This is a genomic window from Bacillus sp. NMCC46 (assembly GCF_002998465.1).
GTDB lineage: Bacteria > Bacillota > Bacilli > Bacillales > Bacillaceae > Bacillus.
This window is the reverse complement of the sequence record NZ_PVQZ01000001.1, coordinates 327,394-343,664: the sequence shown is the minus strand read 5'-3', so window position 1 is coordinate 343,664 and position 16,271 is coordinate 327,394. Positions and strand designations below refer to the sequence as shown.

The following is a 16,271-nucleotide window of genomic DNA, read 5'->3' as shown; positions in this document are numbered from 1 at the left end:
TTTTCTTGCGTTAACAATAGTTCTAGCTTGTTTCTCCCCATCATAATTTGTGGTAAAGGGGAGGGACAGCCATTGAAAAAAACGTTACCATTCATTGTGTTTGTATTTTTACTGCTCGTGTCATATCAAACGATGAAGCAGCCGGCTGCTGTTACATATATTGAATCAATGAAAGAGCATGCTGAGGTTGCATCTGTTTCAAAAGATATTTTATATCAAGAGATTGAATCGAAGTCTTCTGACTATGAAGTGAAGGCGCAAAATGCTAAGATTGATAAAGTGTGGAAAAAGATGCCTGGTCTAAATGGACAGACAGTCAATATCGATGCCTCTTATGAAAAAATGAAAAAACAAGGGTCATTTGATGAAAAGCTGCTTGTTTTCAATGAAACAAAACCTTCTATTCATTTACACGAACTTGGTGCTGAGCCCATTTACAAGGGACATCCAGATAAAAAAATGAATGCTTTCCTCATCAACGTGGCTTGGGGTGATGAGCATTTAATCAAGATGTTAAAGACACTGGAAAAGCATCGGGTCAAGGCGACCTTTTTCTTAGAGGGCAAATGGGTGAAAAAAAGCACGGATCTTGCTAAAAAAATCGTGGCAGATGGTCATGAAATTGGAAACCATTCATACAATCACCCGGATATGCGCACACTGACAAGAGAACGAGCATTAGAGCAGATTACCAAAACGAATCGTCAAATTGAAGAATCCCTTGGAAAAAAACCGAAGTGGTTCGCCCCTCCTAGCGGCAGCTTTAAAGAAGAAACAGTGAAACTCGCTGCTGAAGAAGGAATGGAAACCATTATGTGGACGGTAGACACCATTGACTGGCAAAAACCGTCACCAGACATATTACAAAAGCGGGTGCTTGGGAAAATCCACAATGGGGCGATGATATTAATGCATCCAACAGATTCGACGGCGAAAAGTCTTGACGTACTTATCACTCAAATCAAGGAAAGAGGATATGAATTAGGAACGGTTTCAGACCTCCTAAGTGAAAAAAGACATCCGTGATCCGATCTGTTTGTTGAATAGGAGGAGCAAAACTTGGTCAAAACGTATACATGCCAAAACGGAGTAAGAATTGTACTTGAAAACAATCCCACTGTAAGATCTGTCGCAATTGGCGTCTGGATTGGAACTGGTTCTAGACATGAGACACCAGAAATTAATGGAATCTCACACTTTCTGGAGCATATGTTCTTTAAAGGGACAAAGACGAGATCTGCACGTGATATCGCAGAATCCTTTGACCGCATTGGTGGTCAAGTGAATGCCTTTACGTCAAAAGAATACACTTGCTACTATGCAAAGGTGCTTGATTCACATGCTGGCTACGCCCTCGATGTATTAAGCGACATGTTCTTCCACTCCGCTTTTGATGAAGAAGAGCTGAAAAAAGAAAAAAATGTAGTCTATGAAGAAATCAAAATGTATGAGGATACACCTGATGATATCGTTCATGATCTGTTGAGCAAAGCGATTTATGGTGATCATTCTTTAGGGTTCCCGATTTTAGGAACAGAAGAAACACTTTCTACTTTTAACGGTGACTCTCTTAGAGCTTATATGGATGAATTCTACACGCCGGACCGCGTCGTCATCTCTGTTGCAGGGAATGTGGATGACACCTTTATTCGCGAGGTTGAAAAATTGTTCGGTTCATATGAAACGAAAGGGAAAAAACAGCCTTTAGAAGCGCCGCAATTTCACTATGACAAGCTCACACGCAAAAAGGAAACAGAGCAAGCGCATCTATGCATGGGCTTTAATGGCCTCCCAGCTGGAGATAAAGGCATCTATGACTTAATCGTCTTAAACAATGTTCTTGGCGGAAGCATGAGCAGCCGCTTGTTCCAGGATGTAAGAGAAGACAAAGGACTCGCTTATTCCGTTTTCAGCTATCACAGTTCATTTGCAGATAACGGCATGCTGACGATTTATGGCGGGACTGGAGCGAAGCAGTTAAACCTGCTCTCTGAAACCATCTTACAAACATTAGACGTCTTAAAACGTGAGGGAATCACGCAAAAAGAGCTTGAAAACTCTAAGGAGCAAATGAAAGGGAACCTCATGCTCAGCCTTGAAAGCACAAACAGCAAGATGAGCCGAAACGGTAAAAATGAACTGCTCCTTGGCAAACATCGTACACTCGATGAAATTATTGACGAAATCAACCACGTCACATTAGACGGCGTGAATAACTTATCAAAACGAATCTTTACAGAAGATTATGCGCTCTCGCTTATTAGTCCGACGGGTGATCAGCCATCATAATGTAAACAACACGGCAGGCTTCTAAGAGGTCTGCCGTTTTATTGTATATAAAGAAGAAAGGAGCACTGCTTTCATGGAACATGAAAAACTGAAACGCCTCTCTCCGCTTCTGACACAAGCCATCTCCTTTCAGCCGATGACATCTGGCTTTTCAGGAAACCGTACTTATCTCGTCACAACATCCTCTAGTGAAAAGCTAGTGCTCAAGCTATCAAACCTCAAAACGTATTCCAGCTTTAAAAGAAAAGCGTCAGTTCAGCGAAAGTTAAAAGATCGAGGGCTTCTATGTTCTGAAGTGATGGAGATTGGAATGAGTGCTGAATTTAACTGTACCTATCGTATTTTCTCCTTGATTGAAGGAGAGAATGCTAGAGCATCCATCCATCTGCTCACAAATGAAGAGCAGTATGAAATCGGAAGGCGGGCAGGCAGAGAGCTGAGTTTCATGCATACATGTCACGCACCTTCTCATGTCGCGCCATGGGATGAGAGAGTCATGGCGAAACATGAACGGTATGTACATACCTATCAATCAAGTGGAGTAACTTTTGCTCAAGATCAATTCGTATTAGATTTTATCAAATCACATGTTGATGCGGTAAAGGCGAGACCGAACCAGTTCCAGCATGATGATTTTCATTTAGGGAATATCATCATTCAAGGAGGTGAGTATGCCGGCGTGATTGATTTTGATCAATCTGACTGGGGTGACCCGGTTCATGACTTTTATAAATTGTCCTTATTTAGTCGAGAAAGCAGTGTTCCGTTTTCAGCAGGGCAACTGGATCACTATGTAAGTACGCAGGCTACAGACGATTTTTGGCTTCTTTTTTCCATCTATACAGCAATGAGCTGCTTTTCTTCTATTGTATGGACGCTTTCTTATGACCCTGAACATGTAAAAGATATGGTGAACCGAGTGGAGAGAATGCTGGCAGACCATGATCGCTTTCATCTACTGAAACCAGCTTGGTATTCAAATTGGCATCATTCATAACTTGAAAAAGCGGGACGGTCTATTTCTTCTTGTGGCTGCATATATGATACGGAAGGGAAGTGATGCGATTTTGAGGCTAAGTGAGCTGTCAGGAAAAGAGATCGTCGATATCAAAAGAGCGGAGCGGCTTGGCGTGCTTGGACAAACCGACCTTGAAATCAATGAACAGGACGGTCAAATAACAGCACTCATCATACCTTCGGTGAAGTGGTTTGGCTTTCGAAAGCAAGGAAATGACATCCGCGTCCCGTGGAATCACATTCAAAAAATAGGATCAGATATGATCATTCTCGATGTGCCTGAAGCACTTCAGCCACCCGGAGAAAAAGAGCATCCATCATAAATGGGTGCTCTTTTTCTTTTCTCTCTCCGATTTGTTCACAGGCTGAATCCTCTCCTCATATGCTAGAAGGGAGATTCAGAAAATATTACAGACTTTTTTAAATAAAGAAGGTGAACGGTCAGTATGTTGAGCGGTTTAACGGTTGCGGTGATCGGGGGAGATGCAAGGCAGCTTGAAATTATTCGCAAGCTGTCACAGCAGCATGCCAAAGTGTTTTTGGTTGGATTTGATCAGCTGGATCACGGATTTATCGGTGCTGAAAAGCTGAAAATGTCAGAACTTCCATTCGAACAGGTAGACAGTATGATCCTGCCAGTATCAGGGGCAACGGATGAAGGTGTTGTTGCGACAGTTTTCTCAAATGAGCAGGTTTTGCTGGAAGCAACATATTTAGAAAGAACCCCTGCCCATTGTACCTTGTACTCAGGTATTTCTAATACGTACTTAGACAATCTGGCAAAGCAGGTGAACCGAAAACTTGTGAAGCTGTTTGAGCGAGATGATATTGCCATATATAACTCTATTCCAACAGTTGAAGGGATTATCATGATGGCCATTCAGCAAACGGATTATACGATTCATGGATCACGTGTTGCTGTTCTCGGGCTCGGAAGAACAGGACTCACCATTGCCCGCACATTTCGGGCACTCGGTGCGGACGTAAAAGTAGGGGCAGCAGATACAGCTCATTTAGCGCGGGCCTTTGAAATGGGAATTGATCCATTTTCAATGGATCGGTTAAAAGAAGAAGTAACGGATGTAGATATCATCATCAATACCATTCCAAGCCTTGTATTAGATTCATCTGTCATCGTCAGCATGACACCAAAGACACTCATTTTGGATATCGCCTCCCGCCCAGGAGGAACAGACTTTGACTTTGCACAAAAACACGGAGTGAAGGCGCTTCTTGCACCAGGACTCCCGGGTATTGTTGCACCAAAGACAGCAGGGCAAATCATTGCAAAAGTGCTTTCTGGGCTCTTATGTGAACTTGCAGAGGAAAAAAGGGGGATGGAATCATGACAACATTAAAAGGGAAAAGAATCGGCTTTGGCTTAACTGGTTCCCACTGTACGTACGAAGCTGTTTATCCGCAAATCGAAGCACTTGTAAAAGAAGGAGCAGAAGTGCGTCCAGTGGTGTCATATACGGTCCAGAGTACGAATACAAGATTCGGAGATGGGGCTGACTGGATTGAGCGGATTGAGAAGCTGACTGGTTTTAAGGCGATTGACTCAATCGTGAAAGCAGAGCCGCTCGGACCTAAGCTGCCACTTGATTGTATGGTCATTGCTCCATTAACAGGGAACTCAATGGCGAAATTCGCAAATGCCCTGACAGACAGCCCTGTTTTAATGGCTGCAAAAGCAACCATTCGAAATCATCGTCCTGTCGTTTTAGGAATTTCAACAAATGATGCGCTAGGCTTAAATGGTACAAATCTGATGAGGCTGATGTCGACAAAGAATATTTTCTTTATTCCATTTGGCCAAGATGATCCATTTAAAAAACCGACCTCCATGGTCGCAAACATGGATTTGCTTTCTCAAACAGTAGAAGAGGCGCTCCAGCATAGACAAATTCAGCCGATTTTAATTGGAGCAAACGAATAATAGATTCACTAGAAAATCATGAAAGATTCAAAAAAGATGCTTCAAGCCTTGCTTTTCTATGGTAAAATAAAATGTAAAAAGTCATAGGATGGCCATCCGAAAGAAAAGAATCATGGATGGGTCGGAAGGAGTTTTACTGATGGGAAGAGGATTGCATGTAGCTGTAGTTGGAGCGACTGGAGCTGTCGGTCAACAAATGTTAAAAACACTAGCTGACAGAGATTTTGAAATGGATACACTGACTCTACTATCCTCAAAACGTTCTGCTGGAACAAAAGTGACATTCAGAGGTCAAGAGTATACCGTTCAGGAAGCAACACCTGAAAGCTTTGAAGGAGTGAACATTGCATTATTCAGTGCTGGAGGAAATGTTTCCAAGGCGCTAGCTCCTGAAGCAGTCAAACGAGGTGCGGTTGTTGTAGACAACACAAGTGCTTTTCGTATGGACGAAAACATCCCTCTTGTCGTACCAGAGGTAAACGAAAAAGACTTGCATGACCATCAAGGAATCATTGCAAACCCTAACTGTTCAACGATTCAAATGGTAGCGGCATTAGAACCGCTTCGTCAGGCGTATGGCATGAAAAAAGTCATCGTGTCCACTTACCAAGCCGTATCAGGTGCAGGACATGAAGCCATTGACGAACTATACAGCCAATCACAAGCCATTTTAAATAAAGAAGATGTAAAGCCGGAAGTCATGCCTTATCAAATTGCATTTAATGCGATTCCGCAAATTGATAAATTCCAAGACAATGGCTATACATTTGAAGAAATGAAAATGATCAACGAAACGAAAAAAATCATGCATATGCCAGAGCTAGAAGTAGCGGCAACATGTGTGAGACTTCCAATTGAAACAGGACATTCAGAATCTGTCTACGTCGAACTAGAATCAAATGACGCAACAGTTGACGACATTAAGTCAATTCTTAAAGATGCACCAGGCATTACACTGCAAGATGATCCGTCTCAGCAAATTTATCCAATGCCTGCAGATGCTGTTGGAAAAAACGACGTATTTGTCGGCCGCATTCGGAAAGATTTGGACCGTCCAAACGGGTTCCATATGTGGATTGTATCTGATAACCTGCTAAAAGGCGCTGCATGGAACTCAGTTCAAATTGCAGAAAGCTTAAAAGCATTAAAATTAGTTTAACATTCAATGGATGATGAGGACGAACAGAAGAGAGTTAGGCATCTTTCGCCTGCTCTCTTCTGTTACGTCAGAATGAACTTGGAGTGAAAACAGTGAAAATAATTGTCCAAAAATTTGGCGGTACATCTGTCAAAGATGATCAAGGTAGAAAAAGGGCACTTGCACATATCTTATCGGCAAAAGAGAAAGGCTATAAGTCGGTTGTCGTCGTTTCCGCAATGGGACGAAAAGGCGACCCTTATGCGACAGATACGCTGCTTGGTCTGCTTTACGGCAGCGCGCAGCATATGACAAATCGAGAAAAAGACTTGCTCGTTTCCTGCGGAGAGAATATTTCAGCTGTTGTGTTTTCAAGTATGCTGAATGAAAACGGGCTAAAGGCTGTAGCAATGACAGGCGCACAGGCGGGCTTTGTGACAGATAAGGAGCATACGAGTGCGAAAATTATTGATATGAAGTGTGAACGTCTCGAGGCGGCACTGTCTGAACATGATGTTGTCGTTGTTGCTGGGTTCCAAGGAGCTGCGAAAAATGGGGACGTGACCACAATCGGACGAGGCGGCAGTGATACGTCCGCAGCTGCTTTAGGTGCTGCATTACAGGCAGACTTCATTGATATTTTTACAGATGTAGAAGGCGTCATGACAGCAGATCCCCGCATTGTTGAAAATGCAAAGCCGCTCAGAGTCGTGACATATACGGAAATTTGCAACCTTGCATATCAAGGGGCGAAAGTCATTCACCCGAGAGCTGTCGAAATTGCGATGCAAGCAAAAGTACCAATGAGGGTCCGTTCAACATACTCTGATGATGAGGGCACACTCGTCACGTCACACTACTCAGATAAAATGAGCCATGATGTGTACGACCGCCTCATTACGGGTATTGCACATGTCAATGATGTGACGCAAATCAAGGTCCCGGCAAAAGAAGGGCAGTACAGCGTCCAAACAGAGGTCTTCAAGGCTATGGCTAACGCACAAATCAGTGTCGACTTCTTCAACATTACACCGAGTGAGATTGTGTATACAGTGACAGGTGCAATGACTGAAAAGGCAACGTTAATTCTAAAAGATCTTGGCTATACGCCAATTGTGACAACAAATTGTGCAAAAGTATCAGCTGTTGGCGCAGGCATCATGGGTGTACCAGGTGTCACATCTAAAATTGTATCGGCTCTATCCGAGCAAAACATTCCGATTTTACAATCGGCTGACAGCCATACGACCATTTGGGTGCTAGTGAACGAAGAAAACATGAGAGCGGCTGTCAATGCCCTGCACGAAGTGTTTGAACTTTCAAGATAAATGTGATTGAATCATGATGAGGTGAAAAAAATGAATTTCGGAAATATCGCAACAGCTATGATTACACCTTTTGATAAAAAGGGCAACATTGATTTCCAAAAGCTATCAATTCTCATTGATTACTTATTAAAAAACGGCAGTGACTCTTTAGTCGTTGCAGGGACAACAGGCGAATCGCCAACTTTATCGACTGAAGAAAAAGTCGCTCTTTTTCAGCAATCGGTGAAATTAGCAAATGGTCGTTGTAAAATCATTGCAGGAACAGGCAGTAATAATACAAATGCGTCTATCAAACTAACGAAAAAAGCAGAAGAAGCGGGCGTTGATGCAGTGATGCTTGTCGTACCTTACTACAACAAGCCATCACAGGAAGGCATGTATGCACACTTTAAAGCCATTGCCGAGTCTACATCTCTTCCTGTCATGCTTTACAATGTACCAGGGAGAACGGTTGCGTCATTAGCCCCAGAAACAACCATTAAACTTGCGCAAATACCTAACATTGTCGCGATCAAAGAAGCAAGCGGTGATCTTGATGCCATGACAAAAATCATTGCAGAGACACCAGAAGATTTCGATGTATATTCAGGTGACGACAGCTTAACACTTCCAGCTGTATCTGTTGGTGCAAAAGGAGTTGTCTCTGTGGCGTCTCATATCGTAGGACTTGATATGCAGCAAATGCTGAAAAGCTATGCTTCAGGTCAAACGGCCAATGCCGCATTGATCCATCAAAAGCTGCTCCCAATCATGAAACAGCTTTTCACAGCGCCAAATCCAACGCCTGTCAAAACAGCTCTTCAGCTGAAAGGACTAGATGTCGGATCGGTTCGTCTTCCGCTTTTACCTTTGTCAGAAGAAGAGAGACTGGATTTAAGCAGCGTCTTAAACAGATGATCAAAACAAAAAATTTCGTAAGCGGTCATTCTCAGATGTCCCTGAGTATGACCGTTTTTTATACATAAACACTTTCTTAAAATGTGACTTCATCTTGTTTTCTAAAATTAGATTCAGTTATAATAGCATTAAGCGATGATGGACGGGCTTGAGACTAGGAGGATAAGAATTTTGAAAAAGAAAAATACAGAGAACGTAAGAATTATTGCACTGGGAGGCGTTGGAGAAATCGGGAAAAACTTATATGTCATTGAAATTGATTCCGACATATATGTGGTAGATGCAGGCTTGATGCATCCAGAAAACGAAATGCTAGGCATTGACGTCGTTATTCCTGATATCTCTTATTTAACAGAACGTGCTGATCGGGTGAAAGCAATTTTTCTTACCCACGGACATGATGAAGCAATCGGAGGCGTATTCCATTGCTTAAGCAAATTGTCTGTACCAGTTTACGGAACGAAGCTGACCCTTGCGTTACTTCGAGAAAAATTAAAGCAGTATGGCTTCAATCAAAAAGCTGACTTGCGTGAGGTACATGCAAAATCAGTCATTACGTTTGAAACAACAAAGGTATCATTCTTTAGAACGAATCACAGCATCCCTGATTCAGTTGGGATCAGCTTCAAAACCTCTCTTGGTTCAATCGTATGCACAGGTGATTTTAAATTTGATCAAACCCCAGCGCTTAACCAAGCCTGTGACATCGGAGAGATTGCGAAAATTGGAAACAATGGCGTTTTAGCACTTCTTTCAGACAGTGCGAATGCTGAAAAACCAGGTTATACACCTTCTGAGGCGCTCGTCCAAGACGAAATCTCAAATGCGATGTACAATGCTGAAAATCGAGTAATTGTCGCTGTATCTTCATCTAACATTAACCGCGTGCAGCAGATCATTAATGCAGCGAATCAAAATGGCCGTAAGCTTGCCGTAGCAGGGAAGAATATGATGACGACTCTTCAGCTGGCGATCAAACTTGGTTATGTCACAGCAGACGAAGAATTATTTGTACCAGTTCAAGAAGTGAAGAAAATGGCGAAAAACGATGTGGTCATCCTGACAGCTGGAAGCCACGGAGAGCCTCTTGCTGCTTTAACAAAAATGGCAAAACAAAATCACAAACAGCTTCATATTGAAAAAGATGACACTGTGGTGATTGCATCTACACCTCTTCCAGGACAAGAACTCACATATTCAAAAACAGTGGATTTCCTCACAAGAAGCGGCGCACAAGTCATTTTTGCGCAAAAACGTGTGCATGTCTCTGGACATGGCTGCCAAGAAGAGTTAAAGCTGATGCTGAACTTACTAAAGCCAAAGTATTTGATTCCCGTGAATGGCGAATATCGTATGCAAAAAGCACATTCTCGTATTGCTGAAGAAGTGGGAATGAAACGAAGTGACATTTTCTTGATTGATAAAGGGGATGTTGTGGAGTTTAGAGGACAGAACGTAAAAATCGGTGAAAAAGTTCACCAAGGCAATATTTTGATCGATGGTCTTGGCGTTGGTGATATCGGGAACATTGTGCTGCGCGATAGACGCCTATTGTCTCAAGATGGTATCTTAATTGTCGTTATTACGCTTGATAAACAAAAGAAACAATTAATTTCTGGACCTGAAATCATCACAAGAGGATTTGTGTATGTCAGAGAATCCGAAGAGCTGATTGTAAAAGCGACAGAAATGGTCAAAGGAATTGTCAAAGAGCAAACGGAAAACTCAATTGTTGAATGGTCAACATTGAAACAATCCATGCGCGATGTACTCAATCAATTCCTATATGAAAAAACAAAACGTAAGCCGATGATCATTCCAATTATTATGGAAGTGTGATGAGAAAGCCCAAGGAGCATAAGCTCTTTGGGCTTTTTTGATGTGGCACTAGGAATGCGGATTGAATACGGCCTTCTTGTTCATAATAGAAGGAGAGTTTGAGGAAAGGATGGAGACAAATGGACGAAAAGAATGAACAGCAGCCTGAGCGAAAGCCAGAAGAAAAAGACAGCATTATGAGCAAAATACAGCAGCTTGGTGAAACAGCCATACCACAGCTGCCGCAAGATACAAACATACATTGCCTCACCATTATTGGACAAATTGAAGGCCACATGCAGCTTCCGCCACAAAATAAAACAACCAAATACGAACATGTCATTCCGCAAATCGTCGCAGTTGAACAAAACCCAAAAATTGAAGGTCTTTTGATCATCTTAAATACAGTAGGCGGCGATGTTGAAGCGGGACTAGCGATTGCAGAAATGCTTGCATCTTTATCGAAACCGACTGTATCGATTGTACTTGGCGGCGGCCACTCTATTGGTGTCCCGATTGCTGTATCGTGTGACTATTCCTATATTGCAGAAACAGCCACGATGACCATTCATCCTGTGCGTTTAACTGGTCTAGTGATTGGTGTCCCGCAAACCTTTGAATACTTAGATAAAATGCAGGAAAGAGTCATTAACTTTGTGACAAGCCACTCCAATATTACAGAAGAGAAGTTTAAAGAGCTCATGTTCTCAAAAGGCAATTTGACAAGAGACATTGGAACAAATGTTGTTGGTCATGAGGCAGCAGAATACGGACTCATGAATGAAGTAGGCGGCGTAGGACAAGCGATTAAAAAGTTGAACGAACTGATTGGAGACAGGGCATCTCAAAACGAGGGGCTGATCCAATGATTTTATATACACCTATGCCATATGAAGCCATTTACGCGGAGGAACAAGGAGACCGCAAACTTCAGCAGGTAAACATCCAAGGCGTGCCAGTTATGGTTGAAATGAAAGAGGATGAAGCAGAAATTGTTCAAGTCATGAGCACCAATCCAATGGACTTTCTGAATCAAGAGCTTGCACCAGGCAAGCGATTGAAGTTACAATTAGGCACCAATCAAACCGACTCATATGAATGATTCTATGCTATAATAAAGGGAAAACTTACAACAAGATGCAGCCAAAACCAGGCTGCTTTCTTTCTGATCTTTTCGGTAGGTTATATTTTCTTTCGTAGTAAGGTGATGAGTATGGCTAAAAAGAGAAAACGGAAAACGAGAAAAAAACAAAATAAACAGCTAAAACTGAAATATGAATTAAATGGGTTAGTCTGTATTGCCATAGCGATCATTGCCATTTTACAGCTAGGCGTCGTTGGACAAACCTTCGTACATTTATTCCGATTCTTTGCAGGTGAATGGTTCATTCTCTGCCTTACCGGATTATTTCTTTTTGGCGTGACCATCTTCTGGAAAAAACAAATCCCAGATATTTTGACAAGGAGAAAAGCAGGGCTATACTGCATCATTGCGAGTATCTTGCTTTTGTCTCATGTGAAGCTCTTTCAGCACCTTTCATCTGCGGGCGCAATAGGCTCTCAAAGTGTGATAAGAAATACATTTGAGCTTTTCTTAATGGATATGAAAGGTGAGACTGGGTCACCTGATTTAGGAGGCGGCATGATCGGTGCCGTATTATTTGCTGCTTCATATTTCTTATTTGCGCAAGCAGGATCTCAAATTATGGCAATCGTTCTGATGCTGATTGGAATTGTGCTGATTACAAATCGATCTCTTCAAGAAATGGTGAAAAAAGTGTCGCTCCCTGTCTCACAATTTATGGTGAAGCAGTGGAAAGCGTTTGTTGAAGATATGAAAGGAATCAGGCAGGCGAAAAAGAGCGCGCCCTCTCAGAAAACAGGTGAAAAGAAAAAACGGTCTCGTATTCAGGAAGAGGACGATGATGATCAGATCTTGATCGAAGAGGAAACGCCGGTTTCAGACAATAGCCAGCCAATCATCTCAAGCTTTGCTGATAGAGATGACATTCTCACCCCGCTCGTTCAAAAAGAGCAGACGGCAAAAGAGACAGAGCCTCTTCAAGAGTCTGTGCAAAGTGCACCAGTTCCATCAGATACAGCCGATGAACCAAAAGAGGCGCCGCCGATGACATTTACTGAACTTGAAAACAAAGATTACGAATTGCCGTCACTTGATATTTTGGCAGAGCCCCAGCATTCAGGGCAGCAAACAGACAAGAAAAATATATACGAAAATGCAAGAAAGCTTGAAAAAACGTTCCAAAGCTTTGGTGTTAAAGCAAAAGTTACACAGGTTCACTTAGGACCGGCCGTTACAAAATATGAAGTCTATCCAGATGTCGGCGTGAAGGTAAGTAAGATCGTCAATCTAAGTGATGACTTAGCCCTTGCTCTTGCAGCAAAAGACATTCGGATTGAGGCGCCGATTCCTGGTAAATCAGCCATCGGTATTGAGGTTCCTAATGCAGAAATCGCGATGGTTTCTTTAAAAGAGGTATTAGAATCAAAGCAAAATGACCGTCCAAACGCCAAGCTGCTGATTGGACTGGGCCGAAATATTTCTGGTGAAGCTGTGCTGGCTGAAATGAACAAAATGCCGCATTTACTTGTAGCAGGCTCGACTGGAAGCGGAAAAAGTGTGTGCATCAATGGTATTATCACAAGTATTCTCATGAGAGCGAAACCTCATGAAGTGAAAATGATGATGATTGATCCGAAAATGGTTGAACTAAATGTGTATAATGGCATTCCGCATCTGCTCGCTCCGGTTGTAACGGACCCTAAGAAAGCCTCACAGGCACTTAAAAAAGTAGTCAGCGAAATGGAGCGCCGCTATGAATTATTTTCTCATACGGGGACAAGAAATATTGAAGGATACAATGATTACATTAAACGAATGAATCAATCAGAAGAGGCCAAACAGCCAGAACTTCCTTATATTGTCGTCATTGTAGACGAGCTTGCAGATTTAATGATGGTCGCTTCCTCTGATGTAGAAGATTCCATTACAAGACTTTCGCAAATGGCTCGTGCTGCCGGGATTCATTTAATTATTGCTACACAAAGACCTTCTGTCGATGTCATTACAGGTGTCATTAAAGCCAACATCCCATCCCGCATCGCCTTTAGCGTGTCCTCGCAAACAGATTCAAGGACGATCCTTGATATGGGTGGCGCAGAAAAACTGCTGGGCAGAGGGGATATGCTGTTTCTACCGGTAGGTGCAAACAAACCGGTTCGTGTGCAAGGCGCCTTTTTATCAGATGAAGAAGTGGAGCATGTCGTTGATCATGTGATCACCCAGCAAAAAGCACAATATCAAGAAGAAATGATTCCAACTGAAGAAACGCAGGATCAGCTTACAGCTGTGGATGACGATTTATATGATGAAGCAGTGGAACTCATCATCGGCATGCAGACGGCTTCTGTCTCTATGCTTCAAAGAAGATTCCGCATCGGCTATACCCGAGCGGCCCGCCTGATTGACGCAATGGAAGAGCGGGGCGTTGTCGGCCCTTATGAAGGAAGTAAACCGAGAGAAGTCCTGCTCTCAAAAGAACAATATGACGAGCTCTCTTCATAAATCGAAGAGAGTTTTCCTAAAAAAGAAGTAAACGATAGTATGATTATGTTAACTGGAAGTCAGACTATTTATTTATTTGCAAAAACATGATATAGTTGTGTTCAACTTATCTCGGAATAGAGATTTCTCATCTTATCATTTGCATTGATTAGACGGAGGGAAAACATGTCGACCAAAACAGACAATCGCCATTTATATTTGAAAGTGATTGACCGTATTAAAGAAGATATACAAACAGGCGTATATGCAGAAAAAGAAAAGCTGCCTTCTGAGTTTGAGCTCTCAAAGCTTTTAGGCGTGAGCAGAGCGACACTGCGTGAAGCCCTTCGTGTATTAGAAGAAGAGAAGTATTTAATTAGAAGGCATGGTGTGGGAACGTTCGTCAACACAAGACCACTCTTTTCAACAGGCATAGAACAGCTGGCAAGTGTCACGAAAATGATCGAGCAGGTCAATATGACGCCTGGTACCATCTTTTTATCCTCGCAAGAAGGGGAGCCAACAGAGAATGATGTGATTCGTTTTCAGTGTGATGAATCTGATGAGATTTTTTCAATGGAACGCGTTCGAACGGCAGATGGACAGCCAGTGGTATATTGTTTAGATAAAATTCCGGTCAAGCATCTTCCCGCTTCTTTTACACATGAAGAAGAGTCTCTTTTTGAGCTGTTTGGAAGAGAACCACACAGCGGGATTAAATATGCAGTTGCTGACATCGAACCAATCGGCTACCACGATCAGGTTTCACCGATACTCGAATGTGACCCTGAAACAGCATTATTATTACTGAAACAAATGCACTATGATCAGGATGATCAGCCGGTCTTATACTCGCTTAATTATTTTCGAGCGGATAAATTCAGCTTTCATGTGATACGTAAACGATTTTAACAAGCAGTCGCTTCCATAAGCGGTTGCTTTTTGTTTGCCCATACATAATACCCGTAAAACTTGCCACACTAATACGTAACAGTATATAGAATTGGGTGAATGATGTTGGGCGAGAAAACAGTCAGTAAAAAGAATATTATTGCATTATCATCAGTGCCTCTAATCATGACACTTGGGAACTCGATGTTAATACCTGTATTGCCAGAGATAGAAAAGACACTCTCCATCACTTCCTTTCAAGTCTCCCTCATTATTACGGTATACTCTGTTGTAGCGATCTTATGTATTCCAATCGCCGGCTATTTATCGGACCGAATCGGGCGTAAAAAGGTACTCCTGCCGTGTCTGTTAATCGCAGGTCTTGGTGGGGCTGTGGCAGCAGTTGCCTCAACGATCATGAAAGAACCCTACATGTGGATTCTATTTGGAAGGGTCCTTCAAGGTGTTGGCTCAGCCGGGGCAGCACCTGTCGTGATGCCGTTTATAGGAGATTTGTTTCATGATGATGAAGAAGTAAGTGCGGGACTTGGCGCCATCGAAACCTCTAACACAGCTGGAAAGGTATTAAGCCCGATTATTGGGGCGCTTCTAGCTTCATGGTTTTGGTTTGTGCCGTTTTGGTTTATTCCGTTCTTTTCAATCATCAGCTTTCTCATGGTACTGTTCATGGTAGAGTCCGCGAAAAAAGAGGAGGACCCGCCTACATTCAAAGAATTTTTAAAATCAACAAAGACCATTTTTAAACATGAGGGACGCTGGCTTTATGCCATTTTTGCAATTGGCGGTTTTATTATGTTTCTTCTTTTTGGTGTGCTTTTTTACTTATCTGATAACCTTGAGGCAGCTTATCAAATTAAGGGTGTCAAAAAAGGGCTCCTGCTTAGTATCCCGCTCCTTTTTCTATCCATCAGTTCATACATTGCTGGGAAAACGATTGGAAAAGAAAAAGGGAAAATGAGAATCTTTATAATCGTAGGCATGGCCTTGTTATCACTTTCCTATATGTTTTTATGGTGGAATCACAGCTTTTACGTATTGTTTATCTGTTTAAGCATTGGCGGTGTTGGCATCGGTATTGTACTGCCTGCACTTGATGCCCTGATCACAGAAGGAATCGAAAAAGAGCAGTGCGGAACCATTACGTCATTTTACAGCAGTATGCGTTTTATCGGTGTCGCTTTAGGACCTCCGATTTACGCCTATCTCATGGATAAAGGGGACTCCATCGTTTTTATTCTCTCGACCATTTGCAGTCTTATTTCACTATTTTTGGTCCTCTTCTTCATCCAGCCAGATGAAAAGGATGAAAGTGAACAATTAAAAACGGTTTAATCTAGAAAAAAGACGGTATTTTGCCATCTTTTTTCT

Annotated in this window: 15 protein-coding genes; all 15 read left to right on the top strand. The window is 42.3% G+C overall.

Translation table 11 applies throughout. The annotated features are described in order from the left end of the window. Positions 1 to 72: 72 nt before the first annotated feature. On the top strand, positions 73 to 1,026 hold the full coding sequence (locus C6Y01_RS01725; protein WP_034662270.1) for a polysaccharide deacetylase family protein: 954 nt from the start codon (positions 73 to 75) through the stop codon (positions 1,024 to 1,026). A 33-nt stretch (positions 1,027 to 1,059) separates the two neighbouring features. Continuing rightward, the gene (locus C6Y01_RS01720; RefSeq protein ID WP_034662267.1) at positions 1,060 to 2,289 is read left to right on the top strand and encodes a M16 family metallopeptidase; all 1,230 of its coding nucleotides are present in this window, start codon (positions 1,060 to 1,062) and stop codon (positions 2,287 to 2,289) included. 73 nt (positions 2,290 to 2,362) lie between these two features. Continuing rightward, a complete protein-coding gene (locus C6Y01_RS01715; RefSeq protein ID WP_106037759.1) occupies positions 2,363 to 3,286 on the top strand; it encodes an aminoglycoside phosphotransferase family protein in 924 nt (307 codons plus the stop codon). A 70-nt stretch (positions 3,287 to 3,356) separates the two neighbouring features. Further along, a complete protein-coding gene (locus C6Y01_RS01710; protein WP_012010001.1) occupies positions 3,357 to 3,629 on the top strand; it encodes a YlmC/YmxH family sporulation protein in 273 nt (90 codons plus the stop codon). Positions 3,630 to 3,752: 123 nt separating this feature from the next. Next, on the top strand, positions 3,753 to 4,655 hold the full coding sequence (dpaA, locus tag C6Y01_RS01705; RefSeq protein WP_034662261.1) for a dipicolinic acid synthetase subunit A: 903 nt from the start codon (positions 3,753 to 3,755) through the stop codon (positions 4,653 to 4,655). Beyond that, on the top strand, positions 4,652 to 5,245 hold the full coding sequence (gene dpaB, locus C6Y01_RS01700; RefSeq protein ID WP_034662258.1) for a dipicolinate synthase subunit B: 594 nt from the start codon (positions 4,652 to 4,654) through the stop codon (positions 5,243 to 5,245). Before dpaA ends, dpaB begins: the two co-directional genes overlap by 4 nt. Positions 5,246 to 5,384: 139 nt before the next feature. After that, on the top strand, positions 5,385 to 6,404 hold the full coding sequence (gene asd, locus C6Y01_RS01695) for an aspartate-semialdehyde dehydrogenase (RefSeq protein WP_106037758.1): 1,020 nt from the start codon (positions 5,385 to 5,387) through the stop codon (positions 6,402 to 6,404). Positions 6,405 to 6,496: 92 nt separating this feature from the next. Then, positions 6,497 to 7,711, top strand: coding sequence for an aspartate kinase (gene dapG / locus C6Y01_RS01690; protein ID WP_106037757.1), 1,215 nt, complete (start codon positions 6,497 to 6,499; stop codon positions 7,709 to 7,711). 30 nt (positions 7,712 to 7,741) lie between these two features. Continuing rightward, on the top strand, positions 7,742 to 8,608 hold the full coding sequence (gene dapA, locus C6Y01_RS01685; protein ID WP_106037756.1) for a 4-hydroxy-tetrahydrodipicolinate synthase: 867 nt from the start codon (positions 7,742 to 7,744) through the stop codon (positions 8,606 to 8,608). Between the two features lie 171 nt (positions 8,609 to 8,779). After that, entirely contained in the window at positions 8,780 to 10,447 is a 1,668-nt protein-coding gene (gene rnjB / locus C6Y01_RS01680) for a ribonuclease J2 (protein ID WP_066030894.1), read from the top strand. Between the two features lie 119 nt (positions 10,448 to 10,566). Continuing rightward, positions 10,567 to 11,295 carry a ClpP family protease gene (locus C6Y01_RS01675; protein ID WP_034662249.1) on the top strand — a complete coding sequence of 243 codons (729 nt, stop codon included), beginning with the start codon at positions 10,567 to 10,569 and terminating at the stop codon, positions 11,293 to 11,295. Then, positions 11,292 to 11,528, top strand: a complete 237-nt coding sequence (locus tag C6Y01_RS01670) for a YlzJ-like family protein (protein WP_060596305.1) — start codon at positions 11,292 to 11,294, stop codon at positions 11,526 to 11,528. Before C6Y01_RS01675 ends, C6Y01_RS01670 begins: the two co-directional genes overlap by 4 nt. Before the next feature lie 111 nt (positions 11,529 to 11,639). Next, a complete protein-coding gene (locus tag C6Y01_RS01665) occupies positions 11,640 to 14,012 on the top strand; it encodes an FtsK/SpoIIIE family DNA translocase (protein ID WP_106037755.1) in 2,373 nt (790 codons plus the stop codon). A 165-nt stretch (positions 14,013 to 14,177) separates the two neighbouring features. Beyond that, positions 14,178 to 14,903 (top strand): GntR family transcriptional regulator, encoded by a 726-nt coding sequence (locus tag C6Y01_RS01660; protein WP_034662237.1) that lies wholly within the window; start codon positions 14,178 to 14,180, stop codon positions 14,901 to 14,903. 102 nt (positions 14,904 to 15,005) lie between these two features. Further along, the gene (gene bcbE, locus C6Y01_RS01655; protein ID WP_223249876.1) at positions 15,006 to 16,235 is read left to right on the top strand and encodes a bacillibactin exporter BcbE; all 1,230 of its coding nucleotides are present in this window, start codon (positions 15,006 to 15,008) and stop codon (positions 16,233 to 16,235) included. Positions 16,236 to 16,271: the final 36 nt, after the last annotated feature.